Source organism: Parerythrobacter lacustris, assembly GCF_024626475.1.
In the GTDB taxonomy this organism is placed as follows: Bacteria; Pseudomonadota; Alphaproteobacteria; order Sphingomonadales; family Sphingomonadaceae; genus Parerythrobacter_A; species Parerythrobacter_A lacustris.
Genome location: NZ_JANKHH010000001.1, coordinates 533,984 through 559,459, shown reverse-complemented (window position 1 = coordinate 559,459; position 25,476 = coordinate 533,984). Strand labels below are relative to the sequence as shown.

General features: G+C 65.3%; 25 protein-coding genes and 1 tRNA gene. 18 read left to right on the top strand and 8 right to left on the bottom strand.

The window, feature by feature from the left end; all coding sequences use genetic code 11:
• Positions 1-51 precede the first annotated feature (51 nt).
• The 8 genes from crtY to NSO95_RS02750 all read left to right on the top strand — a co-directional run bounded on the left by crtY (position 52) and on the right by NSO95_RS02750 (position 8,990).
• Positions 52-1,251, top strand: a complete 1,200-nt coding sequence (crtY, locus tag NSO95_RS02785) for a lycopene beta-cyclase CrtY (protein ID WP_257594618.1) — start codon at positions 52-54, stop codon at positions 1,249-1,251.
• On the top strand, positions 1,248-2,762 hold the full coding sequence (locus tag NSO95_RS02780) for a phytoene desaturase (protein WP_257594617.1): 1,515 nt from the start codon (positions 1,248-1,250) through the stop codon (positions 2,760-2,762). The genes crtY and NSO95_RS02780 overlap by 4 nt, the downstream gene beginning before the upstream one ends.
• Positions 2,759-3,121, top strand: a complete 363-nt coding sequence (locus NSO95_RS02775) for a hypothetical protein (protein ID WP_257594616.1) — start codon at positions 2,759-2,761, stop codon at positions 3,119-3,121. The genes NSO95_RS02780 and NSO95_RS02775 overlap by 4 nt, the downstream gene beginning before the upstream one ends.
• Positions 3,118-3,699 (top strand): LOG family protein, encoded by a 582-nt coding sequence (locus tag NSO95_RS02770; protein WP_257594615.1) that lies wholly within the window; start codon positions 3,118-3,120, stop codon positions 3,697-3,699. Before NSO95_RS02775 ends, NSO95_RS02770 begins: the two co-directional genes overlap by 4 nt.
• The gene (locus NSO95_RS02765) at positions 3,696-4,640 is read left to right on the top strand and encodes a phytoene/squalene synthase family protein (protein WP_257594614.1); all 945 of its coding nucleotides are present in this window, start codon (positions 3,696-3,698) and stop codon (positions 4,638-4,640) included. Before NSO95_RS02770 ends, NSO95_RS02765 begins: the two co-directional genes overlap by 4 nt.
• A 290-nt stretch (positions 4,641-4,930) precedes the next feature.
• Complete coding sequence (locus NSO95_RS02760; RefSeq protein ID WP_257594613.1) at positions 4,931-5,449, top strand: hypothetical protein; 519 nt, start codon at positions 4,931-4,933, stop codon at positions 5,447-5,449.
• A complete protein-coding gene (locus NSO95_RS02755) occupies positions 5,446-7,326 on the top strand; it encodes an acetyl/propionyl/methylcrotonyl-CoA carboxylase subunit alpha (protein WP_257594612.1) in 1,881 nt (626 codons plus the stop codon). Before NSO95_RS02760 ends, NSO95_RS02755 begins: the two co-directional genes overlap by 4 nt.
• Before the next feature lie 110 nt (positions 7,327-7,436).
• Positions 7,437-8,990, top strand: coding sequence for an acyl-CoA carboxylase subunit beta (locus NSO95_RS02750; RefSeq protein ID WP_257594611.1), 1,554 nt, complete (start codon positions 7,437-7,439; stop codon positions 8,988-8,990).
• A 31-nt stretch (positions 8,991-9,021) separates the two neighbouring features.
• Here the strand turns inward: NSO95_RS02750 and NSO95_RS02745 are convergent, their stop codons facing one another.
• Positions 9,022-10,248, bottom strand: a complete 1,227-nt coding sequence (locus tag NSO95_RS02745) for a multidrug effflux MFS transporter (RefSeq protein WP_257594610.1) — start codon at positions 10,246-10,248, stop codon at positions 9,022-9,024.
• 111 nt (positions 10,249-10,359) lie between these two features.
• Between NSO95_RS02745 and dinB the strand changes: the two genes are divergently transcribed.
• On the top strand, positions 10,360-11,487 hold the full coding sequence (gene dinB, locus NSO95_RS02740; RefSeq protein WP_257594609.1) for a DNA polymerase IV: 1,128 nt from the start codon (positions 10,360-10,362) through the stop codon (positions 11,485-11,487).
• Here the strand turns inward: dinB and NSO95_RS02735 are convergent.
• From NSO95_RS02735 to NSO95_RS02715, 5 genes are all read right to left on the bottom strand, one after another.
• On the bottom strand, positions 11,473-11,949 hold the full coding sequence (locus NSO95_RS02735; RefSeq protein ID WP_257594608.1) for an NUDIX domain-containing protein: 477 nt from the start codon (positions 11,947-11,949) through the stop codon (positions 11,473-11,475). The two genes, dinB and NSO95_RS02735, sit on opposite strands and share 15 nt — an antisense overlap.
• Complete coding sequence (locus NSO95_RS02730) at positions 11,937-12,557, bottom strand: 6-phosphogluconolactonase (protein ID WP_257594607.1); 621 nt, start codon at positions 12,555-12,557, stop codon at positions 11,937-11,939. The genes NSO95_RS02735 and NSO95_RS02730 overlap by 13 nt, the downstream gene beginning before the upstream one ends.
• A 99-nt stretch (positions 12,558-12,656) precedes the next feature.
• Positions 12,657-13,118 carry a Dps family protein gene (locus NSO95_RS02725; protein WP_257594606.1) on the bottom strand — a complete coding sequence of 154 codons (462 nt, stop codon included), beginning with the start codon at positions 13,116-13,118 and terminating at the stop codon, positions 12,657-12,659.
• 101 nt (positions 13,119-13,219) lie between these two features.
• Positions 13,220-13,777, bottom strand: coding sequence for a hypothetical protein (locus tag NSO95_RS02720; protein WP_257594605.1), 558 nt, complete (start codon positions 13,775-13,777; stop codon positions 13,220-13,222).
• 19 nt (positions 13,778-13,796) lie between these two features.
• Positions 13,797-15,128, bottom strand: coding sequence for an alkaline phosphatase PhoX (locus tag NSO95_RS02715; protein WP_257594604.1), 1,332 nt, complete (start codon positions 15,126-15,128; stop codon positions 13,797-13,799).
• Positions 15,129-15,245: 117 nt separating this feature from the next.
• On the opposite strand from NSO95_RS02715, the gene NSO95_RS02710 reads away from it, so the two are divergent.
• From NSO95_RS02710 to NSO95_RS02690, 5 genes are all read left to right on the top strand, one after another.
• Complete coding sequence (locus NSO95_RS02710) at positions 15,246-16,040, top strand: SDR family oxidoreductase (protein ID WP_257594603.1); 795 nt, start codon at positions 15,246-15,248, stop codon at positions 16,038-16,040.
• A gap of 154 nt (positions 16,041-16,194) precedes the next feature.
• The gene (locus NSO95_RS02705; RefSeq protein WP_257594602.1) at positions 16,195-17,121 is read left to right on the top strand and encodes a hypothetical protein; all 927 of its coding nucleotides are present in this window, start codon (positions 16,195-16,197) and stop codon (positions 17,119-17,121) included.
• A gap of 50 nt (positions 17,122-17,171) precedes the next feature.
• Entirely contained in the window at positions 17,172-18,164 is a 993-nt protein-coding gene (locus NSO95_RS02700) for a hypothetical protein (protein ID WP_257594601.1), read from the top strand.
• Positions 18,165-18,359: 195 nt separating this feature from the next.
• Positions 18,360-19,568: an acyl-CoA dehydrogenase family protein gene (locus tag NSO95_RS02695; protein WP_257594600.1), complete on the top strand. Its 1,209-nt coding sequence runs from the start codon at positions 18,360-18,362 to the stop codon at positions 19,566-19,568.
• Positions 19,569-19,572: 4 nt separating this feature from the next.
• Positions 19,573-20,676, top strand: coding sequence for an acyl-CoA dehydrogenase family protein (locus NSO95_RS02690; RefSeq protein ID WP_257594599.1), 1,104 nt, complete (start codon positions 19,573-19,575; stop codon positions 20,674-20,676).
• Between the two features lie 11 nt (positions 20,677-20,687).
• Here NSO95_RS02690 and NSO95_RS02685 read toward each other — a convergent pair.
• Positions 20,688-20,761: transfer RNA gene (locus tag NSO95_RS02685), tRNA-Gly, on the bottom strand.
• Here NSO95_RS02685 and NSO95_RS02680 point away from each other — a divergent pair.
• Genes NSO95_RS02680 through NSO95_RS02665 form a run of 4 tightly spaced genes read left to right on the top strand, consistent with a single transcriptional unit; the run spans position 20,747 to position 24,508 of the window.
• The gene (locus tag NSO95_RS02680; protein ID WP_257594598.1) at positions 20,747-20,959 is read left to right on the top strand and encodes a hypothetical protein; all 213 of its coding nucleotides are present in this window, start codon (positions 20,747-20,749) and stop codon (positions 20,957-20,959) included. The genes NSO95_RS02685 and NSO95_RS02680 overlap by 15 nt on opposite strands.
• Entirely contained in the window at positions 20,956-21,870 is a 915-nt protein-coding gene (gene cysD, locus NSO95_RS02675) for a sulfate adenylyltransferase subunit CysD (RefSeq protein WP_257594597.1), read from the top strand. Before NSO95_RS02680 ends, cysD begins: the two co-directional genes overlap by 4 nt.
• A complete protein-coding gene (gene cysN, locus NSO95_RS02670) occupies positions 21,870-23,777 on the top strand; it encodes a sulfate adenylyltransferase subunit CysN (protein ID WP_257594596.1) in 1,908 nt (635 codons plus the stop codon). Before cysD ends, cysN begins: the two co-directional genes overlap by 1 nt.
• Positions 23,774-24,508 carry a 3'(2'),5'-bisphosphate nucleotidase CysQ gene (locus NSO95_RS02665; protein WP_257594595.1) on the top strand — a complete coding sequence of 245 codons (735 nt, stop codon included), beginning with the start codon at positions 23,774-23,776 and terminating at the stop codon, positions 24,506-24,508. Before cysN ends, NSO95_RS02665 begins: the two co-directional genes overlap by 4 nt.
• On the opposite strand, the gene NSO95_RS02660 is transcribed toward NSO95_RS02665, so the two are convergent.
• Positions 24,509-25,393 carry an HpcH/HpaI aldolase/citrate lyase family protein gene (locus NSO95_RS02660; RefSeq protein ID WP_257594594.1) on the bottom strand — a complete coding sequence of 295 codons (885 nt, stop codon included), beginning with the start codon at positions 25,391-25,393 and terminating at the stop codon, positions 24,509-24,511. It abuts the gene before it with no gap.
• Positions 25,394-25,476: the final 83 nt, after the last annotated feature.

The following is a 25,476-nucleotide window of genomic DNA, read 5'->3' as shown; positions in this document are numbered from 1 at the left end:
CGCCGATTGCATGATTGCCCCGTTCCGCATTGCCCCCTAGGGCATGGCGCGATGAACGGACGCACCAGCGACAGACGGACCGAAATCGCCATCGTCGGGGGTGGCCTCGCGGGCGGGCTGATCGCGCTCGCGCTGCGGCGGCAGCATCCCGAAATGCAGGTCACGCTGCTCGAAGCGGGCGAAGCGCTCGGCGGCAACCACCGGTGGAGCTGGTTCGACGATGATCTCGATGCCGCCGGAAGAGAACTCCTCGCCGGGTTTCGCAAGACCCGGTGGAACGGCTATTCCGTCCGCTTTCCTGCCTATCGCCGGCGGCTGGATTCGCGCTATAACTCGCTCGCCTCGCCCGATTTCGATGCGGCGCTGCGGCGCGAGCTGTCGCAGGATACGATCCACACCGGCAAGCGCGTTGCAACCCTCGATGCGAAGGGTGTGACACTCGAAGACGGCGCGCGCATTTCCGCCCGCGCGGTGATCGATTGCCGCGACGCTTCTCCCAACCGGCACCTGCGCGGCGGGTGGCAAGTGTTCATGGGCCGCCATGTCCGCACCCCGCGCCCGCACGGGATCGAGCAGCCGGTGATCATGGACGCGGCGGTCAGCCAGCATGGGGCCTACCGTTTCGTCTACGTCCTACCTCTCGGTGCGAGCGAGCTGTTCGTCGAGGATACCTATTACGCTGATTCCCCGGTGCTTGACCGCAGCGCGCTGTCGGGCCGGATCGACCGCTACCTCGACGCGCACAGGCTGCAGGGCGAGATTGTCGGCGGGGAAACTGGCGTGCTGCCGGTGATCACCGGGGGCGATTTCGCCGCCTATCAGGCCGAACTGCGCACCGAAGGCGTTGCATTGGCGGGCGCGCGCGGTGGCTTCGTCCATCCGCTGACCAGCTACACCCTGCCCTTCGCGGTCGAGAATGCGCTGGCGATCGCCGCGGATGCCGAACTGCCGGGCGAACAGCTCGCCGCGCTGCTCGAAGCCAGGGCGCGCCGCCACTGGTCGCGCACCGGGTTCTACCGCATGCTCGGCTCGATGCTGTTCGGGGCGGCACGGCCGGAGGAACGCTACCGCATCTTCCAGCGCTTCTATCGCCTCAGCCCGGGGCTGATCGAGCGGTTTTACGCCGGACAATCGCATCTGGCAGACAAGGCGCGCGTCCTAACCGGCAAGCCGCCCGTATCTATTTTCAGAGCCATCGGCGCGCTGCTCGGCAAGGGCGCGCCGCTGGTGGCCGACAGGGAACAGGCATGACGAACGAACAGGATATGGTGAAGACCGGCAGCAGGACCGCCTGCGTCATCGGATCGGGCTTCGGCGGGATGGCGCTGGCGATGCGGCTGCAATCGGCTGGCATCGCGACGACCGTAATCGAAGGCCGCGACAAGCCCGGCGGGCGCGCCTATTTCTGGGAGCGTGACGGCTTCACCTTCGACGGCGGGCCGACCGTGGTGACCGACCCCGACTGCCTGAAGGAACTGTGGGCGCTGTCCGGGCACGACATGGCCGAGGATGTCGAGCTGATGCCGGTGCGCCCGTTCTACCGCCTCAACTGGCCCGACGGGACCAATTTCGACTATTCGAACGACGAGGCGCAGCTCAATTCCGAGATCGCCAAGCTCGATCCGGCGGATGTCGCGGGCTATGCGCAGTTCCTCGAATACTCCGCCGGGGTTTACGAGGAAGGCTACGTCAAGCTCGGCACGGTGCCGTTCCTCGATTTCAAGTCGATGATCAAGGCCGCGCCGGCGCTGGTCAAGAAGCAGGCATGGCGCAGCGTCTATTCGATGGTTTCGAGTTTCGTGAAAAGCGAAAAACTGCGCGAGGCGCTGAGCTTCCACACGCTGCTGGTCGGCGGCAACCCGATGAAGACCAGCGCGATCTACGCCCTGATCCACAAGCTGGAGAAGGATGGCGGCGTGTGGTGGACGCGCGGCGGCACCAACCGGCTGATCGCGGGGATGATCCGCCATTTCGAGCGGCTCGGCGGCACGATGATCGTCGGCGATCCGGTGGTGCAGGTGCATTGCATCGGCACCCGCGCGACCGAGGTCGAAACCGCCTCGGGCCGGCGCGAGAAGTTCCACGCGGTCGCCTCCAACGCCGACATCATGCACAGCTACCGCGACCTCTTGAAGGGCAGCGCGCGCGGGGCGGAATACGCCGCCAAGCTTAAGCGCAAGAGCTTCAGCCCCGGGCTGTTCGTGGTCCACTTCGGGCTCGAGGGCAGCTGGCCCGGCATCCCGCACCACATGATCCTGTTCGGCCCGCGCTACAAAGGGCTGCTGGAGGATATCTACGACAACGGCGTGCTGCCGGCCGATTTCTCGATCTACCTGCACCATCCGACGGTGACCGATCCGAGCATGGCGCCGCCGGGCAAGAGCACCTTTTACGCGCTGGTCCCGGTCGCGCACATGGGCAAGCTGGCGGTCGACTGGGATGAGGTCGGCCCAGTGCTGGAGAAGCGCGTGCTCGACGAGGTCGGGCGGCGACTGATCCCCGACATCCACGACCGCATCGTGACCAAGTTCCACTACGCGCCCAAGGACTTCGCGAGCGACCTCAACGCGCATTTGGGCAGCGCCTTCAGCCTCGAGCCGGTGCTGACCCAAAGCGCCTGGTTCCGCGGCCACAACCGCGACGACGTGATCGACAATTTCTACCTCGTCGGCGCGGGGACGCATCCGGGTGCGGGTATTCCGGGCGTGGTCGGAAGCGCGAAGGCGACAGCGGGGTTGATGATCGAGGATTTGGCGCGATGAACGGCGACGAGGAGTCTCATCGCATGGATCGATGGCAAAGATTCTACAATGCATCACCATATTTCTTTGCATCGACGTTTGTAGTTATGTTTCTGGCGCTCGAGTTCTTGGAACCGCCAGCGGCAACAATCATGTTTTCTGTCGCTTTTTTCAGCGGTTTCGTGTTCTGGGCCGTCGGTTTTCGCGCCAAGTGTAAATATTGTGGCGGACATCGGCTAGAAGAGGGCTACCTGCGATTTCTTGCGCTAAGTATCAATCAAAGAATCCGGGTGATTTGGCATGGTGACTGCCCATTTTGCGAAGGGTGGTTAGAACATGAAAGAGCCGATCAAGAACCAAAAGGCACAGAGAAGCCATGAACCGCCTCGCCGTCTATTGCGGGTCGGCGACCCCCGCCGATCCGCGCTACATCGAGCTTGCCCGCGAGGTCGGGCAAGGCCTCGCCGAGCGCGGGATCGGGGTGGTCTATGGCGGCGGCAGGCTCGGGCTGATGGGGGCGGTCGCTGCGGGAGCGCTGGCGGCGGGTGGCGAGGTGATCGGGGTGATCCCCGACGCGCTGGCCAACAGCGAAGTCGCCAACCATGATTGCACGCAGCTGTTCACCGTTTCCGGGATGCACGAGCGCAAGCAGCGCTTCACCGACCTCTCCGACGGCTTCGTCACCATCCCCGGCGGGGTCGGCACGATGGACGAACTGTGGGAAGCGATGAGCTGGTCGCAGCTCGGCTACCACACCAAGCCGGTCGGCCTGCTCAACGCCTTCGGTTTCTACGACGATCTGCTCGCCTTCAACCGCAAGATGGCCGAGGTCGGTTTCGTGCGCCCGGTGCACCAGAACATCCTGATCGCGGCGGATACTCTGGCGGGCCTGCTCGCGAAGATGGTCACCTACCAGCCGCACACGCCGATCTTCCGCATGAAGGCGGACGATTTGTGAGTAGCGAGCGCGCGCTACTCGTCGAGCAGGCGCATGCCGCGATCAAGCAGGGATCGAAGAGCTTCCACGCCGCCAGCCGCCTGTTCGACCGCACCACGCGCGAGCGGGTGTGGCTGCTTTATGCCTGGTGCCGAAGGTGCGACGACATCGCCGACGGGCAGCATCTCGGCGGCGAGCTGGGCGACCAATCGGACATCGCGGCCCGCGTCAAGTCTCTCCGCATCCTGACGCAGCGCGCGCTCGACGGGCAACAGACCGGCGACCCGGCGTTCGATGCCTTCGGACTCGTCGCTGCCGAATGCGGGCTGACGCTGGCCGACGCCGATGCGGTGATCGCCGGGTTCGATCTCGACGCGGAAGACTGGCGTCCGCGCAGCGAGCGCGACCTGATGCGCTATTGCTGGCACGTCGCGGGCGCGGTCGGGGTGATGATGGCCAAGGTGATGGGCGTGCGTTCGGACGAAGCGGACACGCTTGATCGCGCGGCGGACCTCGGTTTCGCCTTCCAGCTTGCGAATATCGCGCGCGACATCGCGGAGGACGATGCGGCGGATCGCTGTTACATTCCGGTGGAATGGCTGGTCGAGGAAGACATCGAGCCCGGTCAGCATATGAAGCCGCACCACCGGCAGGAACTGTCCGACATGGCCGAGCGGCTCGTCGCGCTGATGGAGACCCACGCCGCCGCATCGCGCCTCGGCGCGGCGCGGCTGCCGTTCCGCAGCCGCTGGGCGATCCTGACCGCCGCACTCATCTACACCGCGATCGGCCTCGAGGTGCGGCGGCGCGGGACTGCGGCGTGGGACCACCGGGTCCACACCTCGAAGCTGCAAAAGATCGGCCATGCGCTGGCGGCATTCCCCGAGGCGCTGATCAACCGCCCGCTGCAGCCCCGCGAAATGCCTCGCTGGACCCGGCGGGATTTCACGCAGTCGGCGTAGCAGGCGGACTGGTTTCTCGCAGAGACGCAGAGGAAAGCGAAACGGGAAAGGTCGCCCCCGCCGCGCAGCGGCCATTTAGGATCGCACTAAGACACTAAGCCACTAAGGTGCGACTTGGCTGGGTGGTGCGGTGTTCAATCTTTGTGCCTTGGTGGCTTGGTGGCTTAGTGCGAGAACATCCTGCGGCTTCGCCGCAACTCTTCTCACCGCCCATCCTTGCTTCTGCCCTCTCTGCGAGAAACAAATCCCCCGTCTCGACACAAACCGGAGCGGTGGCTAATCCAGCGTTTATGAGACATGCCCTTAAAGCCGCTATCGCCATGCTGACGCTCGCCGCCGCTCCGCTGCACGCGCAGGAGCCGGTAGACGACACGATCTATCTGACGAAATCCGGCGAGATAACCGTGGCCGTGTCGCTCTTCTTCAACGCCTTGCGCAGCGAGGACAAGACGGCGCTTGCCCGCCAGATGGAGCCGGGCGGAGTGATCACCATCCACGACCGGATGGATCCGGCAGCACCGATGATCGTGTTCGTCTCGGTCGCCCAGCACCTCGAGAACTGGCTCAAATCGCCTCCCGGAATCGACGAACAGATGTTCCAGCACACCGTGTTGTACGACGGCGATATGGCCCATGTGTGGGGGCCGTATCGGTTCATGGCGAACGGCGAGACCACCCATTGCGGGATCAATTCGCTCAGCCTCGTAAAGCGTGAAGATGGCTGGAAGGTCGCCAACACCAGCTTCACGATGGAGCGCCCTGAACGTTGCGATGAGCTCGGCGCGCCGGCGGCCTGGACAAGGAAATGATCCAGAAGCTCCTGATCGCCAATCGCGGCGAGATCGCCTGCCGGATCATCCGCACCGCGCGCGCGATGGGGATCGCCACCGTGGCGGTCTATTCCGATGCCGATGCCAAGGCGCTCCACGTGCGCTCCGCCGACGAGGCGGTGCATATCGGCCCCTCGCCTGCTGCCGAGAGCTATCTGGTGGGCGCGAAGATCATTGCGGCGGCCAAGCAGACCGGGGCGGATGCGATCCACCCCGGATATGGTTTCCTCTCCGAGAATTCCGACTTCGCGCAGGCGGTTCTCGATGCGGGCCTCATCTGGGTCGGCCCCAAGCCTTCGAGCATCCGCGCGATGGGCCTCAAGGACGCGGCCAAGCAGCTGATGCGCAGCGCGGGCGTGCCGGTGACGCCGGGCTATGACGGGTCGGACCAGTCGGTCGAGCGGCTGACGGCGGAGGCTGAGGCCATCGGTTATCCCGTCCTCATCAAGGCCGTCGCGGGCGGCGGTGGCAAGGGGATGCGCAAGGTCGATGCGCCCGCCGATTTCGCCGCGAGCCTCGAAAGCTGCCGCCGCGAGGCCAAGGCCAGCTTCGGCAATGACGAGGTCTTGCTCGAAAAGTGGATCACCTCGCCCCGCCATATCGAGGTGCAGGTGTTCGGCGATGCCCACGGCAACGTCGTCCACCTGTTCGAGCGCGACTGCTCGCTCCAGCGCCGCCACCAGAAAGTGATCGAGGAAGCCCCCGCCCCCGGCATGGACGAAGCCACCCGCGAAGCGATCTGCGCGGCCGCCGTGCGCGCGGCCAAGGCAGTCGATTACGAGGGCGCAGGCACAATCGAATTCATCGCTGATGCGAGCGAAGGCCTGCGCGCGGACCGCATCTTCTTCATGGAGATGAACACCCGCCTTCAGGTCGAGCACCCCGTCACCGAGGAAATCACCGGGGTCGATCTTGTGGAGTGGCAGCTGCGGGTTGCGAGCGGGGAGGTGTTGCCGAAACGGCAGGATGAACTTTCGATCAACGGCTGGGCCATTGAGGCCCGCATTTACGCTGAAGACCCGGCGAAAGGCTTTCTGCCGAGCATCGGGCGATTGGACCGGTTCGATTTCCACGCGTCAGGTGGCGGCGTCCGCTTCGATACCGGTGTGGAACAAGGTTCCGATATTTCGCCGTTTTATGACCCGATGATCGCCAAGGCGATTGCCCATTCGGAGACGAGAGAACTCGCCATCGGCAAGCTCCGCCACATTCTGTCGGAGACAGAGATTTATCCGGTCAAGAACAACGCCGGCTTCGTGGTCGCGCTGCTCGACGACGAAACATTTCAGGACGGCGATATGACGACCGGTCTGATCGCCGCGCGTGGCGATGCGCTAATTCCAGATGAGCATCCGTCGCAGACCCATTTGGAAACCGCTGCCTACGTCTTGAGCGGGTCGGAGACTCCGACCAAAACCGTCGGCGGTTTTGGCTTTAGATTAAATGCTACGCCTCAGCGAGCGATTACGCTGGACTGGGGGGCAGGCCCACAAGTCGTCGATATTCCTGAACGCTGGCCGTCAGAGCTTTACGCAGATCACGAAGGTGACGCAGCAATTATCACGGAAGCCGGACGGACTCACCGCATTACTCTATATCAAGCCCGCGGCACCGGCCAAGCCTCCGCCGCCGATGGCGCGATCATCGCTCCCATGCCGGGCAAGGTCATCGCGGTTGATGTCAGCGAAGGCCAGGCCGTCACCGCCGGGCAACGGCTGCTGGTGCTCGAGGCGATGAAGATGGAGCACGCTCTCACCGCGCCGTTCGACGGGACGGTCAGCGGGCTGACGGTCGAGCAGGGATCGCAGGTGCAGGTCGAGGCGGTGTTGTGCGTGGTGGAGCCTGCTACTGAGTGATGCGGGTATATCTCCCCTCCCCGTGGGGAGGGGCGGGGGTGGGGGTTCGACATCCGCGGGCGTGGTACACCCATCCCCCGACCCCTTCCCTCTAGGGAAGGGGAGTTGACGTGATCTGGGCCAAGGAACTCGAAGAACTGCACGCCCGCGAGGCGCTGGCGGAGCAGATGGGCGGCGCGGACAAGGTCGCGCGCCAGCATGGGCGGGGCAAGATGGATGCGCGCGCAAGGCTCGCAGGCCTGGTCGATCCGGGTAGCTTCCGCGAGATCGGCAAGATCGCGGGCAAGGGCTCCTATGACGAGAACGGCGAACTGACGGGCGTCCTCCCCGCGCCTTTCCTGTTCGGCAAGGCCACCATCAACGGCCGCCCGGTGGTCGCCACGGCGGACGATTTCACCATTCGCGGCGGCGCGGCGGATGCCGGGATCGGCCGCAAGATGGAGCAGGCCGAGAAGATGGCGCACGAGCTGCGCCTGCCGATCATCCGCATGATCGATGGCACCGGCGGCGGCGGCAGCGTCAAGACGCTGGAGATGATCGGTGCGACCTATATCCCGGCGGTCCACATGTGGAGCGAGGTGGTCAGGAACCTCGACACCGTGCCGGTGGTCGCGCTGGCGCTCGGGCCGACCGCAGGGCTTGGCGCCGCGCGGATCGTCGCCAGCCATTACTCGATCATGGTCAAGGGCCTGAGCCAGATCTTCGCCGCCGGACCGGCGGTCGTCGACGGTCTGGGCGAAGCGTGGAAGGATGGCGGCTCGGCCAACCACGAGGAAGCCAAGGAAGCGCTCGGCGGCAGCGCGATCCACACCCGCAACGGCGTGGTCGATGACGAAGTGGCAAGCGAAGCCGAAGCCTTCGCCCGTGCGCGCCATTTCCTCAGCTTCATGCCCGAGCATGTCGGCCAGCTCGCCCGCCGCATCGAAACCGGCGACCCCGCCGACCGGCGGGAGGAAGCCTTGCTCAGCCTCGTCCCGCGCGAGGACAAGCAGGTCTATTCGATGCGCCGCGCGATGGAGCTGTTGTTCGATCACGGCACCGTGTTCGAGATCGGCAGACAATGGGGCCGTGCCTGCATCACTGCCCTCGCCCGGCTGGATGGCTGGCCGGTGATGGTGCTGGCGAACGACCCGAGCTATCTCGGCGGCTCGTGGGATGCCAAGACCAGCGAGAAGGTCGAGCGGTTCGTCAAACTGGCCGACCAGTTCCGCCTGCCGATCGTGCATCTGGTGGACAACCCCGGCTTCATGATCGGGCGCGAGGCGGAAGTGGCGGGTACGATCCGCTACGGTGTGCAGGCGATGAATGCGGTCTACAAGGCGACCGTGCCGCTCGCCAGCATCGTGATGCGCCGCGCCTATGGCATCGCCGGCAGCGCGATGAGCAACGACAGCAGCTACCAGTATCGCTATTGTTGGCCCTCGGGCGACTGGGGCTCGCTCCCGATCGCCGGCGGTCTGGAAGTCGCCTACAAGAGCGAGATCGAAGCCGCCGAGGACCCGGCCGCCGAACTGGCAGCGATCCGCGAACGCCTTGCCAAAGTCACCTCGCCCTTCCGCAGCGCCGAGCGGTTCAATGTCGAGGACATTATCGATCCGCGCGACACGCGGCCGCTGCTGTGCGAATTCGCCGAGCTGGCGTGGCGGCGGCTGGGGAGTGAATGACCCGCCGTCCCAGCGCTCGCCGACCTGCCGACTAGCTCTGCACCGTCCGCCGCGCGAACAGCCGCCCCTTCTCGCTGAACAGGATCGCCGCCAGTGCCAGCAGCCCGCAGCTCAGCATCGCGGTGGCGAGCGGGCGCGCGGTGCCGTCGTAGGCGAAGCCGATCGCGCTGCCGAGGACCGCGCCGCTCACCATGCGCAGGCTGGTCTGCGCCGAACTCGCGGCGCCGGCGATCTGGTGGAACGGCTGCATCGCGATCGAGCTGAAATTCGCGCCGATGAAGCCGAGCGAGGCCATTGAGACCGCGAGGATCGGGACGAATTCCCACAATTGCTGGTCTGCGCGTCCGGCGGAGATATATTGCGCGATGCTCGCCGCGATGAACCCCAGCAGCGCCGCATGGCTCACCCGCCGCGCGCCGAAGCGTTCGACGATGCGCGAATTGGTGAAATTGGCCACCACCATGCCGAGCACCGCCGCACCGAAGATCAGCGCGAAGCTCTCGCCCGCATGGAAATGCTCGCCGATCAGCTGCTGCGAGGAATTGAGGAATCCGAACAGCGACCCGAACACCAGCGCGCTGCCGATGACATAGCCGATCGAATCGCGCCGCATCAGCGCGTTGCCCATGTTCTTCAAGATGGTGCGCGGTTCGATGTCCTGCTGGTTTTCGGGCACGAGCGATTCGGGCAGGCGCAGCCACACCCAGATACCGACCAGCGTGCCCATCACCGCCATCGCGCCAAAGATCCAGCGCCAGTCGAGCACGGTCAGGATCGCCTGGCCGATGGTCGGGGCGACCAGCGGCACGGCGAGGAAGATCATCATGATCAGGCTCATCAACCGCGCCATGCGGTCGCCGCCTACCCGGTCGCGCACGATCGCCGCCGGGACCACGCTCAGCCCGGCGCAGAACAGGCCCTGCACCAGCCGCAGGCCGATCAGCCAGTCGAACGCGGTGACGAATGCGCAGGCGATCGAGAACACGACATAGACCACCAGGCCCACGGCAAGCACCGGCCGGCGTCCGAACCGGTCGGCAAAGGCACCGGGAAAGAATGCCCCGATACCCGAGCCGAGGAAATAGGCCCCGATCACGAACTGGCGCTCGTTTCCTGTTGCACCGAGATCACTGCCGATCACGCCGAGCGCGGGCAGCATCGAATCGATGCCGAAGGCCTGCAGGCTCATCAGCAGCGCCATCAGCACGATCAGTTCGCGTTCGCTCAGTCGGTGGTCGGGATGGCCGGCGGTCAGCATGGCAGGGTCCTTGGTGGCTCGGTCGGCAAAAGGAAAGTCCGTTGTGCAGTGCAGAAGGAATTTTGCCGCCAGATGGTTCCGAAATGCCGCGCAGGGGCGTAATCAAGGGCGATGGTGGAAGAGGACGAAGAGGACGGCGACGCGCCCGAGGCCCCGATCGGCCTGCGCAAGATCATCCATGTCGACATGGACGCCTTCTTTGCCAGCGTCGAGCAGCGCGACAATCCCGAGCTGCGCGGCAAACCGGTGGCGGTCGGCGGGTCGGGCGGGCGGGGGGTGGTGGCGGCGGCGAGCTATGAGGCGCGCAAGTTCGGGGTCCGCAGCGCGATGCCCGGCGTCACCGCGCGGCGGCTGTGCCCCGACCTCATTTTCGTGCGCCACCGCTTCGATGCCTACAAGGAAGCGAGCCGCCAGATCCGCGCCGTCTTCCGCCACCACACCGAATTGGTCGAACCGCTCAGCCTCGACGAGGCCTATCTCGACGTCACCGAGGACAAGCTCGGCATCGGCAGCGCCACCCGCATCGCCGAGCTGATCCGGCAGGAAATCCGCGCCAAGACGCAGCTGACCGCCAGCGCGGGGGTGAGCTACAACAAGTTCCTCGCCAAGCTGGCGAGCGACCAGAACAAGCCCGACGGCCTATGCGTAATCCGCCCGGGCGAAGGGGCGCAATTCGTCCAGTCGCTGCCGGTGCGCAGGTTCCACGGGGTCGGGCCGAAGGGCGCGGAGAAGATGGCGAAGTTGGGGATCGAAACCGGCGCGGATCTCGCGGCGAAGGATGTCGCCTTCTTGCGCCAGCATTTCGGCAGCTTTGCGGAGTATCTCTATCGCGCCGCGCGGGGGATCGACCTGCGCCCGGTGCGCGCCAACCGCATCCGCAAGTCGGTCGGCGGCGAGCGCACCTTCGGCGAGGACATTTCGAGCGGCCTGCTGCTGCGCGAGACGCTGGATAACATCGTGGATATCGTGTGGGAAAGCATCGAGCGCGCCGAAGCCAAGGGCCGCACGATCACGCTCAAGCTGAAATACACCGATTTCCGCATCGCCAGCCGCGCGCATTCTCTGCCGCACAATGTGCCGGGAAAGACGGAGTTCGCGCGGGTGGCGCACGGCCTGCTGGAAGAGATGCTGCCGCTGCCTTTGCCGATCCGGCTGATGGGGCTGACTCTGTCCAATCTCGAGCGCGAAGGTGCAGAGCCGGAGCGCGGACGCGACGAGGCGCAGCTATCGCTGCTGTGACGCCTCGCGGTAAAGTTCCAGCCTGCGGCGGGTGGTGTGGGTCAGCGGTTCGGGCAGCGAATGCATCGGGAAGAAGCGCGCCTCGATGATCTCGCGTCCGTCGGCCCTCGGTAGCCCGGAAACGCGCGCGGCGAAGACATGCACCCGGTTCGATGCGCCCGACAGCACTTCCTCCTGCACGCCGAGCAGGTCGAGACGGCCCGCCTCGCACCCTGTTTCCTCGAACAGCTCGCGGCGGGCAGCGGCTTCGAGCGGCTCGCCTTTGGCGATCCCGCCCGTCGGCAGGTTCCAGCCGCCCGAACCGTAGCTCATCCGGATCAGCAGCAGCTGGTCGTTGAGATCGGTGGCAACGACGGCGACCCCTTCGAGCTCGGGCCGGGTCAGCCGCCACCACAGCTTTCGCAAGGCATGCGCGGTGCGATAGGCCCGGCGGTGCAGGCCGGCCGGCATTAGGCGAAGCACGTGATTTCCTGCGTCGCTGCGCCGAGCAGTCGCGCAATCGGCAGATCGTGCTCGCCGCGCGCCGCTGCGTCGAACACCACGCGCTTGTCCTCCCCGCGGATGACGAACACCAGCGCGTCGCTGCGCAGTAGCGCGGGGATGGTGAGCGTGATCCGGTCGAACGGGGCCTCGGGCGGCAGCGGATCGGGGGTGAGCCGCCGGAGCATCTGCGGGTCGCCCACCTGCGGATCGGTGTTGGGAAACAGCGACGCGATGTGCCCGTCCGCCCCCATGCCCAGCCAGACGAGCGCGAAATGCGGCACTTCGGCAGCATCCTCCAGCCGCTCGACCTGCGCGCCCGCCGGCTCGAGCAGGGCGCGGATCTTGCCGGTGTTGCTGGCGGGGTGAACTTCGGGGACGATCCGGTCGTCGCCCGGCCAGACCGTGATCCGCGACCAGTCGATGGCGCTGTCGACCAGTCGCTCCAGGATCGGGAACGGGGTCGAGCCGCCCGGCACGCTGATCGCAATCCTGCCGTCGGTGGCAGCCAGTGCCGCCGATAGTCGCTGTGCGAGCCAGTCCGCGACCATGCCATCGTAGGAACGTTCAATGATCGTTACATTTGCCATCTGCGTGCGATAGCAAAAAACCCGCCGGCGCACAGGCGACATTGGTGGGCTTTGCACATGCTGGGCCCATTGCTCTGGCTCGATGCTGAGCGCGCGGCCCTACTTGCCAGTCTGTCGCAGGAACCAGATGCGTTCCTCGCAGGCATCGATCCACTCGTCGACTAAGGCGCTGGTTGCGTTGTCGCCCGCCGCTTCCGCCGCATCCTTCAGCGTTTCGAGCCGGGCATGCAGCGTCTCGTTGTCGCTTTTCAGTTCGGCCACCATCTTGTCCGGACCGATCGAGGTTGAATCCTGGTCCTTGATCTTGGTCAGCTTGGCAATCGCACCGATTGAGGTCAGCGTATCGCCATCCAGCTTGCGCGCGCGTTCGGCGATGATGTCCACCGTGGCGAACATCTGCTGCGCCTGCTCGTCGAACATAAGGTGCAGGTCGCGAAATCGCGGCCCGGCGACGTGCCAGTGGAAGTTCTTGGTCTTGATATAGAGCGCGTAGGTATCGGCCAGCGCGCCGTTGAGCGCCGCGATAAGTTCGGTTTTCGAGTTGTCGCCCTTGTCGGCCATGCCGCTGTCTCCTGTTGCGTGAATAGGTCACCCATTCAACGCAGGGCATGCCCAATGGGTCCGGCGATTGTGGCGCTTGCAATAATCGAGAGAATCGATCGCTAGATCAGTCCTCGTGCGGAGAGCCCCATGACGACCCCGACCACGAGCAGGATGGCAGCGAGCCCGAGGCGGATCGGTGCGATCGGCCACTTGGCCAATTGGTCATGCGCCGCCCAGGCCAGCACCAGCATCGCCCCGCTGCCGAGCGCACCGCCGATCGCGGCGAGCGTCGGCGAAGCGAAGGCGGCCGCCAGCGCGAAGACGAGGAAGCGGGCGGCATCGGTGATCTGCTGCGCGGCGAGAACGATCGCGATCGCCCCGAGCGAGCGGGTCGGCTCGGTGGCGAGGGCTTTCCGGCGCGGCCATGCCAGTTCGACTGCGGCCAGCACCAGCGCCATTGCCACCAGCATCTGCTTCGCTGCAGCGGGCAGCATTGCCGAAACAGTCGATCCGGCCCAGGCAGCCAGCGCCGTCGAGGCGGCGGTGACCGCCAGCGATGTCGCGAGCAAGCCATATCCCTTGCCCAGACGACCGGCGAGGTGGGCCACCAGCAGCTGATCGCGGCTCCCGATCGAGGTCATCACCGCTGCCAGCAGCGCGGCGAGCAGCGCCGACATCAGACGACGGTCCCGGCGATCAGCCGAGCCAGGGCCACGGGCCGGTGATCGCCAGCGTCGCGGTCGGACTGTAGGCGTTGACGAACAGAACCTTGCCATCGGGCGAGAAGCACGCCCCCGCCGGTTCGGTCTGCGTCCGCAGCAGCGCAAAGGGGTAAGCCTGCCCGTCGGGCGTAATCCCGCGCAGATGGTTGTTCACCGTGTCGCTGTACTGGTCTTCGCACACGATCAGGTGTCCGTCCGGCGCGATGGTCAGATTGTCGCCATAGGCGAATTGCTCGGCGCTGGTGCTTTCGAAAAACAGGTCGAGCATGTCGGGCGCATCGCCGGTGCCCACAGTGAGCCGGAAGATCTGCCCCTGCTTCACCGCGCCGCCGCTGGTGGCGGTGAAGAACATCTCGCCCTCGCCCATCCAGATGCCCTCGCCGCGCGCGAACACCGCCGCGCCCATTGCCGCACCGCGCAGCCGCAGGTCGTCTTCCGGGGCCTCGACGTCGCTCATCGCGATCCAGCGCGCCGCGCGGCGCGATCCAGGCGCGAATCCGACCATGTCCCAGTTGCGGGTGTCGGCACTCCCGTCGACCAGTACGAGCGCTTCCAGCTTGCCGCCTTCGGCCAGCTTGCCCTTCACCTTGGGAATGAAGCGATAGAGCAGCGATTCGTTGCGGTCCTCGGTCAGGTAGACGATGCCAGTCGCCGGATCGACGCAGGCGGCTTCGTGGACGAAACGCCCCATCGCCTTGAGCGGGACGGGGTCGACCTGCCTGCCAGCGGCGGCGGGCACTTCGAAAACCCAGCCGTGATCCTTGTTGATTCGTCCGTCGGCCTTGGACGTATTCTCCTCGCAGGTCAGCCAGCTGCCCCACGGTGTGATCCCGCCCGCACAGTTCCGGATCGTCCCGGCGAGCGAACGGTATTGCTTCTCCACCGCCAGCGACTTGGCATCGAGCACGATCGTGGTCGTCCCGCCTGCGAGCGGGATCAGGCTGCGCGCGACGGTGTCGAAGGCCGGGCCGCTTGCGCCGCCGCTATCGTGGTCGGCGGCGAGTTCGTGATTGCGCACCAGCGCGATCTTGCCCTTGCCGAGGTCGAAGCAGCCCATACCGTCCGCCCGGTCGGGCACGGTGCCGCCATCGTCCATCGCATCGCCCAATTTGGAGACGATTTTGTAGGAAAAGCCTCTCGGCAAATCGAGCAGTGCAGCGGGGTCCGGCACCAGCGGTCCATAGCCGGTCGGCGATCCGGCCAGCGCACCGCCTGTGCGCACCGAGCAGCCGGTGGCCACCAGAGCGGCGAAGGAAGCGGCGGTTCCGGCAAGGAAGCGGCGGCGATCGGGGGCGAGATAGGTCATGGGTCAGGAACTCCGAATCCGGTTTGCGACAGATATGCCCTTGGCAGATGAAGCGCAAATGACAGCGCGGAGCTTTCGGTCTATCGAATCGGCAAACAGGGCAGGAGGGAGAGGACGATGGATTTTGCGCAGGGCCATGCCGCGGTGGTGACCGGCGGTGCATCGGGGCTGGGACAGGCGAGCGCGCGGGCGCTGGCCGGGGCCGGGTTCAAGGTCGCGATCTTCGACATCAACGACGAGGCGGGCAAAGCAACTGCGCGCGAAATCGGCGGCACCTTCCACCACGTCGACATCATGAGCGAGCAATCGGTGGAGGATGGTTTCGCCGCCGCCCGCGCCGCGCACGGGCAGGAACGGCTGACGCTCCACTGCGCGATGGCGAGCAAGCGCGGCAAGACGCTGGGCTGGGACAAGGAAGTGGGCGGTTACAAGCGGCTTTCGACCGAGGACTATGCCTTCGGGGCCGAGGGCATCCTCGTCGCCAGCTACCGCGTCGCGTCGATCTCCGCGCTCGGCATGGCGAACAGCGATCCGGTGACCGAAGACGGCGAACGCGGCGCGATCATCCTCACCGCCAGCGTCGCGGCGCAGGACGGGCAGATCGGGCAGGTGATCTACGGCAGCTGCAAGGCCGGCGTTAACGGCCTCGTCCTGCCGATGGCGCGCGACCTGATGGATCTCGGGATCAGGGTCAACTCGATCATGCCGGGCATCTTCGCCACCCCGCTGATGCTGGGCATGAAGGATCGCAACCCGCCGATGTGGGCGCAGCTGAACGCCAGCGTCCCCTTCCCCAAGCGCCTCGGCAACCCGGAGGAATTCGCCTCGCTGGTGCTCGAGATTGCGCGCAACGGATATATCAACGGCCACCAGTTCCGCTTGGACGGCGGGATCCGGATGCCGTCGAAGTAAGGCGAGGTTGGGTCGAACTCGGCGTGCAGCCTCTGATTTCATTGATACTTGTAGGGGCTTCGCGAACGCGATAATTCTCAGCCAGAACATACGTCGGGTCCACTGCAATGCAATAATCGGTCCTCGGTCCGGACCGGCAAGGAGTCCGATTCATATGGCTGGCAGGTTCACACACCCGAAGGTGATCAAATTCTCCACAGCGATGCTCGCGTTGCTGGCACTGCAGACAAGCGCAGTCGCACCGGCACAGACGGCACCAAGCGCGCCGCCCGAGCTGATCGACATTCTCGGTCTCCAGATCGGAATGGGCCCGGTGCCCGCGCTGACGGCTGTTGCCGAGGCGGGATTGTCGATCCAGGAGGGCGATCGCAATTTCAATCAGGAAAAGCAGCACATTACGCCTCTGGGCGACTATGTATTCTATTCGGCGTTCAAGTCGGAAAGCTGGGGAGCGCCCGGGCCAAAGGTTACCTCGGGCTATTCACCCAACACCAAAATGCTCGCGGGGGCCTTCACCCCCGAGCCCGGTGAGGAAAAGCTTTGGGGCATCCACTACACCCGCACCTATGGCTCCTCCACCGGCCCCTCGACCGCGAACACTATCGAAAGTCTCGTCGACAAATACGGTGAGCCAATGTCTCACAAGGGTCTGACCACTGCGAGCTTCATCAAGTCGGTCCCCAACAGCCAGAAAACGCGCGGCGGAACGATGCTGTGGTATTGGACGCCCGCTGGACAGCGGATGGGCCAGCAATCGTCGGACGCATGTTTCAAGGCGCTCGACAACAGCTTCGTGGGCATGGGTGGATACGGCGCAGGCCTCTACAATGCCGCGGTCATCGATCGCAAGGTTACCCTGCCCGATTGGGAGGTCGGCATGCGCGCCGGGTGCGGCCGGATCATTCGAGCCTATCTCAGCTGGGACGCCGACGGAGTGATCGATGAATTGAGGATCACCGCGATCGATCTGCCGATGGCCTACGAGACAGCAATTACGTTGCAACAGCGTGTCGCCAACAGCGAGGCCGACAACGCGCGGAAGCGGCAGAATGCGGCCGACCAACGCAGACCGGAGTTTTGACGGAAAAGTCTGCAGATTGCAATTTCAACTATCAATACGGGGGTTCCGACATGCGGACAAAGGAGATTGGCAATAGCCTCGGTCGCTACGCGGTATTGGCCATTGCCACGACGGCGCTGAGCTCCTGCGGGTGGTCTTCCGGCGATACGTCCGAGGCAACAGGCTCCGGCGGCGCCGAAGTGGCCGGAAACGACACGAGGACGGCAGAAGCCGGCGGAGGCAATGCCGGCGCTCCGGCCAAGGCTTTGCCTATCGCCGTAGGAATTTACGGCGATACCCAATGGGGCGATTGCGGCAAGACCAAGCGGGCCTTTTTCTACGACGGCGCGAACTATGGTTACGTGATGCCTGCCGAGCCGGGCTTTCAGGACGAGGCCTACTTCGAGAGCAACCGTATCGTCAGGGTCGGTCCGCCGTCGCGCGACAGCGAATTCTTTGAGGATTATCGCGGTTACACCCTCGTCTGGCACGCGGAAAATGCCGATACCGACGAAGACATCCTTGGCCTCAAGGCCGGCCGAAACGGCAGGATCGAAGCCATGTCGGTCAGCGACGGGCCGAAGGGTTACATGTATTCCGACGAGGCGTTCCAGAAATGCTCTTTCGCGCAGCTCTCGCCGTCGATGCAGGCGGCATTCCGCGCCAAGGTTCCCAAGCTGGCCGATGGGAAGGCTCCTGCCGCAGCGAAGGCCAGCATCGGTTTCCCGCCGATCCCGCAAGGCTTTTACGCGTATGGCAGCAGCTGCGCCGAAGCCATCGCCAGCGGAGAGGGTGGCGATCCTCCGATCGGTCTGGTGAAATTCACCAGCAAGGGGATCGGCGAATGGGACGGGACAATGCAGATCTCGGGTTTCGATGATATCGGGAACGGACGCTATCGGGTGCGCGGTCGGTCCTTCGGGAATGGTGACGATCCGGTCGGCGAAAGCAGCGATTTTACCATCCGCGTGACCGGTCCGGCGTCGTTCTTCGACGACGCAACGCAGCAGGAACACAGGCATTGCCCCAATGTGCCTGCGAATGTGCGCGAACAGTATATGTAAGCATTTCGGCAGATCGGCCGACGCAGTCCTGCCCCAACGACGGCCTTCTCGATCCGGGCCGATGCCGCAATACCGGTGCCTGACAGTCCGCCCGGCAAAGCTTGTGTGGGCGTCCAGGTCGGGTAATGCCATGCATCCTCTCGCAATCGCGATGGGCAGCCTGCCGGATGATGAAATCGAGGGAGCGCAGCAACTATGAACATCGATTTCGGCTCCGAGCTCGAGACCTTCCGCGCCGAGGTCTGCGCCTTTCTCGACACCGCGCCCACCCCGGCGATCCGCGAAGCGGGGCGCAAGCTCACCAGCGTCTTCGCGCAATTCGACCAGGTGATGGAGTGGCACCGCATCCTCTACCACCAAGGCTGGTCCGCGCCGCACTGGCCGAAGGAGCACGGCGGCACCGGCTGGTCGGTCGAACAGAAGTACATTTTCGCCGAAGAATACCGCAAGCGCGACCTGCCGCCGCTGCTGCCGCAGGGGGTGGGCATGGTCGGCCCGCTGCTGATCGACATCGGCACCGAGGAGCAGAAGGCGAAATACCTCCCCGGTATCCTGAAGGGGGAAGATTTCTGGGCGCAGGGCTATTCGGAGCCCAATTCCGGATCGGACCTCGCCTCGCTCCAGTGCCGCGCGGTGGCCGACGGCGACGACTACATCATCAACGGCTCGAAGATCTGGACCACTTACGCGCATCACGCGAACCGCATGTTCATGCTGGTGCGGACCGACAGCAGCGGCAAGAAGCAGCAGGGCATCACCTTCCTGCTGCTCGACCGGATGGACTATCCCGGCATGACGGTGCGCCCAATCATCGGGCTCGACGGCTTTCCCGAGCAGTGCGAGGTTTTCTTCGAAGATGTCCGCGTGCCGCAATCGGGCCGGGTCGGGGCGGAGAACGACGGTTGGTCGGTCGCCAAGCACCTGCTCAAGCACGAACGCGGCGGCGGGGCGCAGAGCCCCACGCTCAAGCGCGGGCTCGAGCGCATCCGCGAGGCGGCGCAGACCACCCCCAGCGGCTTCGGCACCATGTTGGCGGAGGACCCGGTGTTCCAGCGCGACATCGGCGAGCTCGAAGCCGACATCGCCAGTTTCGAACATTTCGAGAAGCTGGCAGTGAGCGGCCACCCGGTCGCCGCCGACCCGGCCTACCCCTCGATCAACAAGACGATGAATTCGGAACTGACCCAGCGCGTCACGGTGATGCTGACGCAGGCCGTTGGTAACGAGGCGCTGCCACTTCAGCTGGAGGCACTGCGCGTCGGCGCGAATGTCGAGCCGCTCGGCAGCGATCTCGATCTGATCGCTATGCCGTGGTATCTCAACAGCCGCGCGACGACGATCTATGCCGGGTCGAACGAGGTCCAGCGCGACCTGATCGCGCGCACCGTCGGGCGGGAGGGCTGAGCCGATGGACTTCACCTTCTCCGACGAGCAGCAGATGCTGCGCGACAGCGTCTCGGCCTTTCTGCTTAAGAACTACGACTTCGACCGGCGCAATGCGATCGTCCGGTCGGATGCGGGCTGGTCGCGCGAGGTGTGGCAGCAATTCGCCAAACTCGGCCTGCTCGCGCTGCCCTTTGCCGAGGACCGCGGCGGCCTAGGCGGATCGATGGCGGATCTGGTCGCCATCGCCGAGCCCTTCGGGGCGCATCTTTTGGCCGAACACTATACCGCTTCGGCAATGCTCGGCGGGGCGGCGCTGGCGCTGGCTGGTGACGGCTCGCCGGCCGCCGGCTGGCTCGACAAGGTCATCACCGGGGAAGCCATCGCAGCGCTGGCCTATGAGGAAGGGCCGGGCACGCCCGATCCCTCGCTGATCCAGGCGGTCGTCGAAAGGCAGGGAAGCGGTTTCAGCCTGTCGGGCGAGAAGCGCATGGTGCTGGGCGGCGGTGATGCAGATGTCCTTGTCGTCGTCGCCCGCCTGGAGGGCGCCTTGGCGCTGTTTGCCGTCGAGCCCGCGGTGCAGGGCATCACGATCAGGCCCTATGCGACCATCGACGGCCGCCGCGCCGCCAACATCGCGTTCGACACCGTCGCGATCCCGGCAGAGGCCCTGATCCTTGCCGACGCGGGCGACGCGCTGCGCGGCGTGCTCGACCGGGCGATCCTCGCACTATGCGCGGAAAGCGTCGGGGCGATGGGTGCCCTGCTGCGCCAGACCGCCGAATATGCCGCAACGCGCAAGCAGTTCGGCGTCCCGATCGCGACTTTCCAGGCGGTGGCGCACCGCTTGGCCGACATGAAGATCGCTTATACCAAGGCGCGTGCGACGCTGCTCTATACCACTGCGCTGATCGATACCGGACGCGCCACACCGAAGGATATCGCGATCTTGAAAGGTCAGACCGGCAAGCTGGGCCGCGCATTGGGCGAAGCCGCGATCCAGACCCATGGCGGAGTGGGCATGACCGACGAGTTGAGCGTCAGCCACCTGCACAAGCGCATCCTCGCCAACGACGCACTGCTCGGCAATGCGGAATATCATCTGCGAAAGGTTGGGGTGCTGGCCTAGCCTGGCACAGCTGGAGCGGGTGAAGGGAATCGAACCCTCGTCGTCAGCTTGGGAAGCTGCTGCTCTACCATTGAGCTACACCCGCGCGCAGGCGACAGCGCTCAGACACCAGCCGGTGCGGCGCGTCAATATCGTTTTTGCCGATAGCCGGCGTGCCGCGCCTGAAAGAGACGCTTGTTTTTCAATTGCGCCATGTCCTGCCAAGGGGCTGGACATCGCGGGCAAGACGTTGCAGCGGAGCGCGCTGCCACAATGCCGTTACAACCAACCGGGCGACGAATGACCACCCCCCTGACCCATCTCCAGCGGCTCGAGGCCGAGAGCATCCACATCATGCGCGAGGTGGTGGCCGAGGCCGAGCATCCGGTGATGCTCTATTCGATCGGCAAGGACAGCGCAGTGATGCTGCATCTGGCGAAGAAGGCGTTTTACCCCTCGCCGCCGCCGTTCGCGCTGCTGCACGTGGACACGACGTGGAAGTTCAAGGACATGTACGCGTTGCGCGAGAAGAGCGCGCGTGACGCCGGGATGGAGCTGCTGGTCCACCACAACCCCGAGGCGAAAAGCCGAGGGATCAACCCGTTCGACCACGGCCCCTTGCACACCGACATGTGGAAGACCGAGGGGCTCAAGCAGGCGCTCGATCATTACGGCTTCGACGCGGCCTTCGGCGGCGCGCGGCGCGACGAGGAGAAGAGCCGCGCCAAGGAGCGCATCTTCAGCTTCCGCACCGCGAGCCACGGGTGGGATCCGAAGAACCAGCGGCCCGAGCTGTGGAACCTCTACAACGCCCGCAAGAAGAAGGGCGAGAGCATCCGCGTGTTCCCCATCTCGAACTGGACCGAGCTCGACATCTGGCAGTACATCCATCTCGAGAACATCGAGATCGTGCCGCTCTATTTTTCGGCCGTCCGGCCGACTTTCGAGTACCAGGGCGGATTGTTCATGGCCGACGATGTCGAGCGGTTGGAACAGGTGATGGGCGAGCGGCCCGAGATCACCGAACGCTCGATCCGCTTCCGCACGCTGGGGTGCTTCCCGCTGACCGGCGCGGTCGAAAGTTCGGCCGCCACCCTGCCCGAGATCATCCAGGAAATGCTGCTGACCACCACCAGCGAACGGCAGGGCCGGGTGATCGACAAGGACGGCGGCGACGCGTCGATGGAGAAAAAGAAGCAGGAGGGATATTTCTGATGACCTCTCATGCTTACGAAACCGAAGCGCTGATTGCCGAGGACATCGACGCCTATCTCGAGCGGCACCAGCACAAGACCATGCTGCGCTTCATCACCTGCGGGAGCGTCGACGACGGCAAGTCCACGCTGATCGGGCGGCTGCTGTACGACAGCAAGATGATATTTGAAGACCAGCTCGCCGCGCTCGAAAGCGACAGCAAGCGGGTCGGGACGCAAGGAGGCGAGATCGACTTCGCGCTGTTGGTCGACGGACTCGCGGCGGAGCGCGAACAGGGCATCACGATCGACGTCGCCTACCGCTTTTTCGCCACCGAGAAGCGCAAGTTCATCGTCGCAGATTGCCCGGGGCACGAGCAGTATACGCGCAATATGGTGACCGGCGCTTCCACAGCCGACCTCGCGGTGATCCTGATCGATGCGCGCAAGGGCGTGCTGGTGCAGACCCGGCGGCACAGTTTCCTGTGCCACCAGCTCGGCATCCGCAACATCGTGCTGGCGGTCAACAAGATGGACCTGGTAGAGTACGACCGGGCGACCTTCGACGCGATCGTCGCCGATTATGCCGCCTTTGCCGAAAGCATTGGGATCGAGGGTTTCGTGGCCCTGCCGATTTCCGGCTTCAAGGGTGACAACATCACCGCGTCCTCGCCGCATACGCCATGGTATGACGGGCCGTCGCTGATCGAACACCTCGAAAGCGTGGAGGTCCGCGCTTCGGTCGATGGCGAGAAGCCGTTCCGCATGCCGGTGCAGTGGGTCAACCGCCCCAATCTCGACTTTCGCGGGTTTTCCGGGCTGATCGCCACCGGCTCGGTCCGGCCAGGCGACGCGGTGCGGGTGCTGCCGTCGGGCAAGACCTCCACCGTCAAGTCGATCGCGTCGTTCGATGGCGACATGGCGGAGGCGCAGGCGGGCCAGTCGGTCACCATTTGCCTCGAAGACGAGGTCGATTGCAGCCGCGGCAACGTGCTGGCCGCTGCCGACGATCCGCCCGAAGTGGCCGACCAGTTCGAGGCGACCATCGTCTGGCTTGACGACGAGGCTCTGCTGCCTGGACGCGGCTATTGGCTGAAGCTGGCGACCCAGACGGTCTCCGCCTCGATCGCCGAGCCGAAATACGAAATCAACGTAAACACCATGGAGCATCTGGCGGCCAAGACGCTGGAACTCAATGCGATCGGCGTGGCCGAGGTAACCACCGACCGGCCACTGGTGTTCGAATCCTATGCCGACAACCGCGCACTGGGCGGGTTCATCCTGATCGACAAGGTGACCAACCGCACGGTGGGTGCCGGCATGCTCCATTTCAGTCTGCGCCGGGCGCAGAATGTCCACTGGCAGGCGACCTCGGTCACCCGCGAGGACCATGCTGCGCTCAAGAACCAGAAGCCGCTGGTGCTGTGGTTCACCGGACTCTCGGGATCGGGCAAATCGACCATCGCCAACGAGGTCGAGATTGGCCTGAAGCGTATGAACCGCCACACCTTCCTGCTCGACGGCGACAATATCCGCCACGGGCTGAACAAGGATCTGGGATTCACCGACGCCGACCGGGTGGAGAACATCCGCCGCATCGGCGAGGTGGCGAAACTGATGGCCGATGCCGGGCTGATCGTGCTGACCGCCTTCATCAGCCCGTTCCGCGCCGAGCGGCAGATGGTGCGTGACATGCTGCCCGACGGCGAACTCGTCGAGATCTTCGTCGATACGCCGCTCGAGGTCGCCGAGGGGCGCGACGTCAAGGGCCTCTACAAGAAGGCGCGCGAGGGCAAGCTCAAGAACTTCACAGGGATCGACAGCCCCTATGAAGCGCCCGAGCGGCCCGACATCGTGGTCAACACCGTGGCGATGACGCCCGCCGAAGCCGCCGACTACATCATCAAGGCGATCGGCCAGCGGATATGACCGATACCGAACTCGCTGCGGCGCTCGCCGCCACCGCCGGGCGGATCGCACTCGAAATCCAGCGCTCCGGCCTGCTCAGCGGCAAGCCGATGGGCGATGCGGCGGACAAGGCGGTCAACCAGTTCCTCGTCCACGCGATCCGCCAGGCGCGGCCCGACGATGGCTTGCTGTCCGAAGAGAGCAAGGACACCGAAGAGCGGCTCGGCAAGGAGCGGGTGTGGATCATCGATCCCATCGACGGCACGCGCGAATACAGCGAGGCGCGGTCGGACTGGGCGATTCACGTAGCGCTGGCCGTGGGCGGGGAACCGGCTCTCGGCGCGGTCGGCCTGCCGGGCATCGACCTGGTGCTGCGGTCGGATCGGCCGAAGCCGCTGGCCGCAGCCGAAGAGCGACCGCGGCTGGTGGTCAGCCGCACGCGCCCGGCGAAGGAAGCGGTCGAGGTCGCGGAGCGGATCGGCGGCGAGCTGGTGGCGATGGGCAGCGCCGGTGCCAAGGCGATGGCGGTGGTGCGCGGCGAAGCGGAAATCTACCTCCACACCGGCGGCCAGCACCAGTGGGACAATTGCGCCCCGGTCGCGGTGGCGCTGGCGCATGGGCTCCACGCCTCGCGCGTCGACGGCAGTCCGCTGGTCTACAACGAAGCCGACAGCTGGATGCCCGACCTTTTGATCTGCCGCCCTGAATGGGCCGGGCGGGTGCTGGCCGAAGTGGCCGCGCTCTCCGCCTGATCAGTCACCCAACTGCGCGAGCAGCTGTCGCGCCTGCGACAAATGCGGCCGGTCCAGCATCCGGCCGTTCCAGCCGATCGTCCCCGCGCCGGGGTTGTCGGCGAAAAGCTGCACGATGGCGCGCGCCTCGGTGATTTCTTCCTCGCTCGGGGTAAAAGCCGCATTGATCACCGGCACCTGCGCCGGATGGATCGCCAGCATGCCGCGATAGCCCTCGCGCCGGACCTGCTTCGCGCGCGCCGCCAGCGCATCGAGATCGCGGAAATCGGCATCGATCGTCTCGATCGGCACCACCTGCGCCGCCGAGGCACCGAGCAGGCACAGGCTGCGCGCCAGCTGGTAGGTGAAGGACAACTCCCCGTCCGGCCCGCGGTTGGACAGCGCGCCGACCGCGTCGGCCAGATCCTCCGCGCCCCAGGTCATCGCAACCAGTCGCGGCGCGCCGGCATAGTCCCCGGTGGTGAACATGGCGGCGGCCGTCTCGGTCACCAGCGCGATTACCGGAGTGCTGCCTTCCTCGATCCCGCAAGTCCGCTCCTGCTCCGTCAGCATGCGGTCGAGCGCCTCGACATCGTGCCGCCCATTCGATTTGGGGAACATGATCCCGCCGGGTCTGGCGGGCATGATCGCGGCCAGATCGTCGGCGGTGTAGGGCCCGTCGAGCGGATTGATCCGCACCCACAGCCGCGTTCGCCTGTCGGCGTTCGCATCGAGCATCGCACGCACCGCTTCGCGCGCGGCGGGCTTGTTGTCGGGGGTGACCGAATCCTCAAGGTCGAACAGCACGATATCAGCGTCGCTCTCGACCGCCTTCGCCATCTTCCGCTCGCTGTCGCCGGGAGCGAACAGCCAGGAGCGCATTTTCAATCCGGTGCCTGCGGCCATGGTGCAACGATCCTCTCAATCCTTGCGCAGGCCATACAACCGGCGCTGCAAATGAAAAGGGCGCGGCGGATCGCTCCGCCGCG

Coding starts and splice junctions, on each gene's coding strand:
- NSO95_RS02700 (WP_257594601.1), top strand. CDS start 17,172: ATGCGGACAAAGGAGATTGGCAATAGCCTCGGTCGCTACGCGGTATTG.
- cysD (WP_257594597.1), top strand. CDS start 20,956: ATGACCACCCCCCTGACCCATCTCCAGCGGCTCGAGGCCGAGAGCATC.
- NSO95_RS02745 (WP_257594610.1), bottom strand. CDS start 10,248: ATGCTGACCGCCGGCCATCCCGACCACCGACTGAGCGAACGCGAACTG.
- NSO95_RS02775 (WP_257594616.1), top strand. CDS start 2,759: ATGAACGGCGACGAGGAGTCTCATCGCATGGATCGATGGCAAAGATTC.
- NSO95_RS02705 (WP_257594602.1), top strand. CDS start 16,195: ATGGCTGGCAGGTTCACACACCCGAAGGTGATCAAATTCTCCACAGCG.
- NSO95_RS02715 (WP_257594604.1), bottom strand. CDS start 15,128: ATGACCTATCTCGCCCCCGATCGCCGCCGCTTCCTTGCCGGAACCGCC.
- crtY (WP_257594618.1), top strand. CDS start 52: ATGAACGGACGCACCAGCGACAGACGGACCGAAATCGCCATCGTCGGG.
- NSO95_RS02665 (WP_257594595.1), top strand. CDS start 23,774: ATGACCGATACCGAACTCGCTGCGGCGCTCGCCGCCACCGCCGGGCGG.
- NSO95_RS02730 (WP_257594607.1), bottom strand. CDS start 12,557: ATGGCAAATGTAACGATCATTGAACGTTCCTACGATGGCATGGTCGCG.
- cysN (WP_257594596.1), top strand. CDS start 21,870: ATGACCTCTCATGCTTACGAAACCGAAGCGCTGATTGCCGAGGACATC.
- NSO95_RS02755 (WP_257594612.1), top strand. CDS start 5,446: ATGATCCAGAAGCTCCTGATCGCCAATCGCGGCGAGATCGCCTGCCGG.
- NSO95_RS02710 (WP_257594603.1), top strand. CDS start 15,246: ATGGATTTTGCGCAGGGCCATGCCGCGGTGGTGACCGGCGGTGCATCG.
- NSO95_RS02690 (WP_257594599.1), top strand. CDS start 19,573: ATGGACTTCACCTTCTCCGACGAGCAGCAGATGCTGCGCGACAGCGTC.
- dinB (WP_257594609.1), top strand. CDS start 10,360: ATGGTGGAAGAGGACGAAGAGGACGGCGACGCGCCCGAGGCCCCGATC.
- NSO95_RS02720 (WP_257594605.1), bottom strand. CDS start 13,777: ATGTCGGCGCTGCTCGCCGCGCTGCTGGCAGCGGTGATGACCTCGATC.
- NSO95_RS02695 (WP_257594600.1), top strand. CDS start 18,360: ATGAACATCGATTTCGGCTCCGAGCTCGAGACCTTCCGCGCCGAGGTC.
- NSO95_RS02760 (WP_257594613.1), top strand. CDS start 4,931: ATGAGACATGCCCTTAAAGCCGCTATCGCCATGCTGACGCTCGCCGCC.
- NSO95_RS02770 (WP_257594615.1), top strand. CDS start 3,118: ATGAACCGCCTCGCCGTCTATTGCGGGTCGGCGACCCCCGCCGATCCG.
- NSO95_RS02725 (WP_257594606.1), bottom strand. CDS start 13,118: ATGGCCGACAAGGGCGACAACTCGAAAACCGAACTTATCGCGGCGCTC.
- NSO95_RS02780 (WP_257594617.1), top strand. CDS start 1,248: ATGACGAACGAACAGGATATGGTGAAGACCGGCAGCAGGACCGCCTGC.
- NSO95_RS02660 (WP_257594594.1), bottom strand. CDS start 25,393: ATGGCCGCAGGCACCGGATTGAAAATGCGCTCCTGGCTGTTCGCTCCC.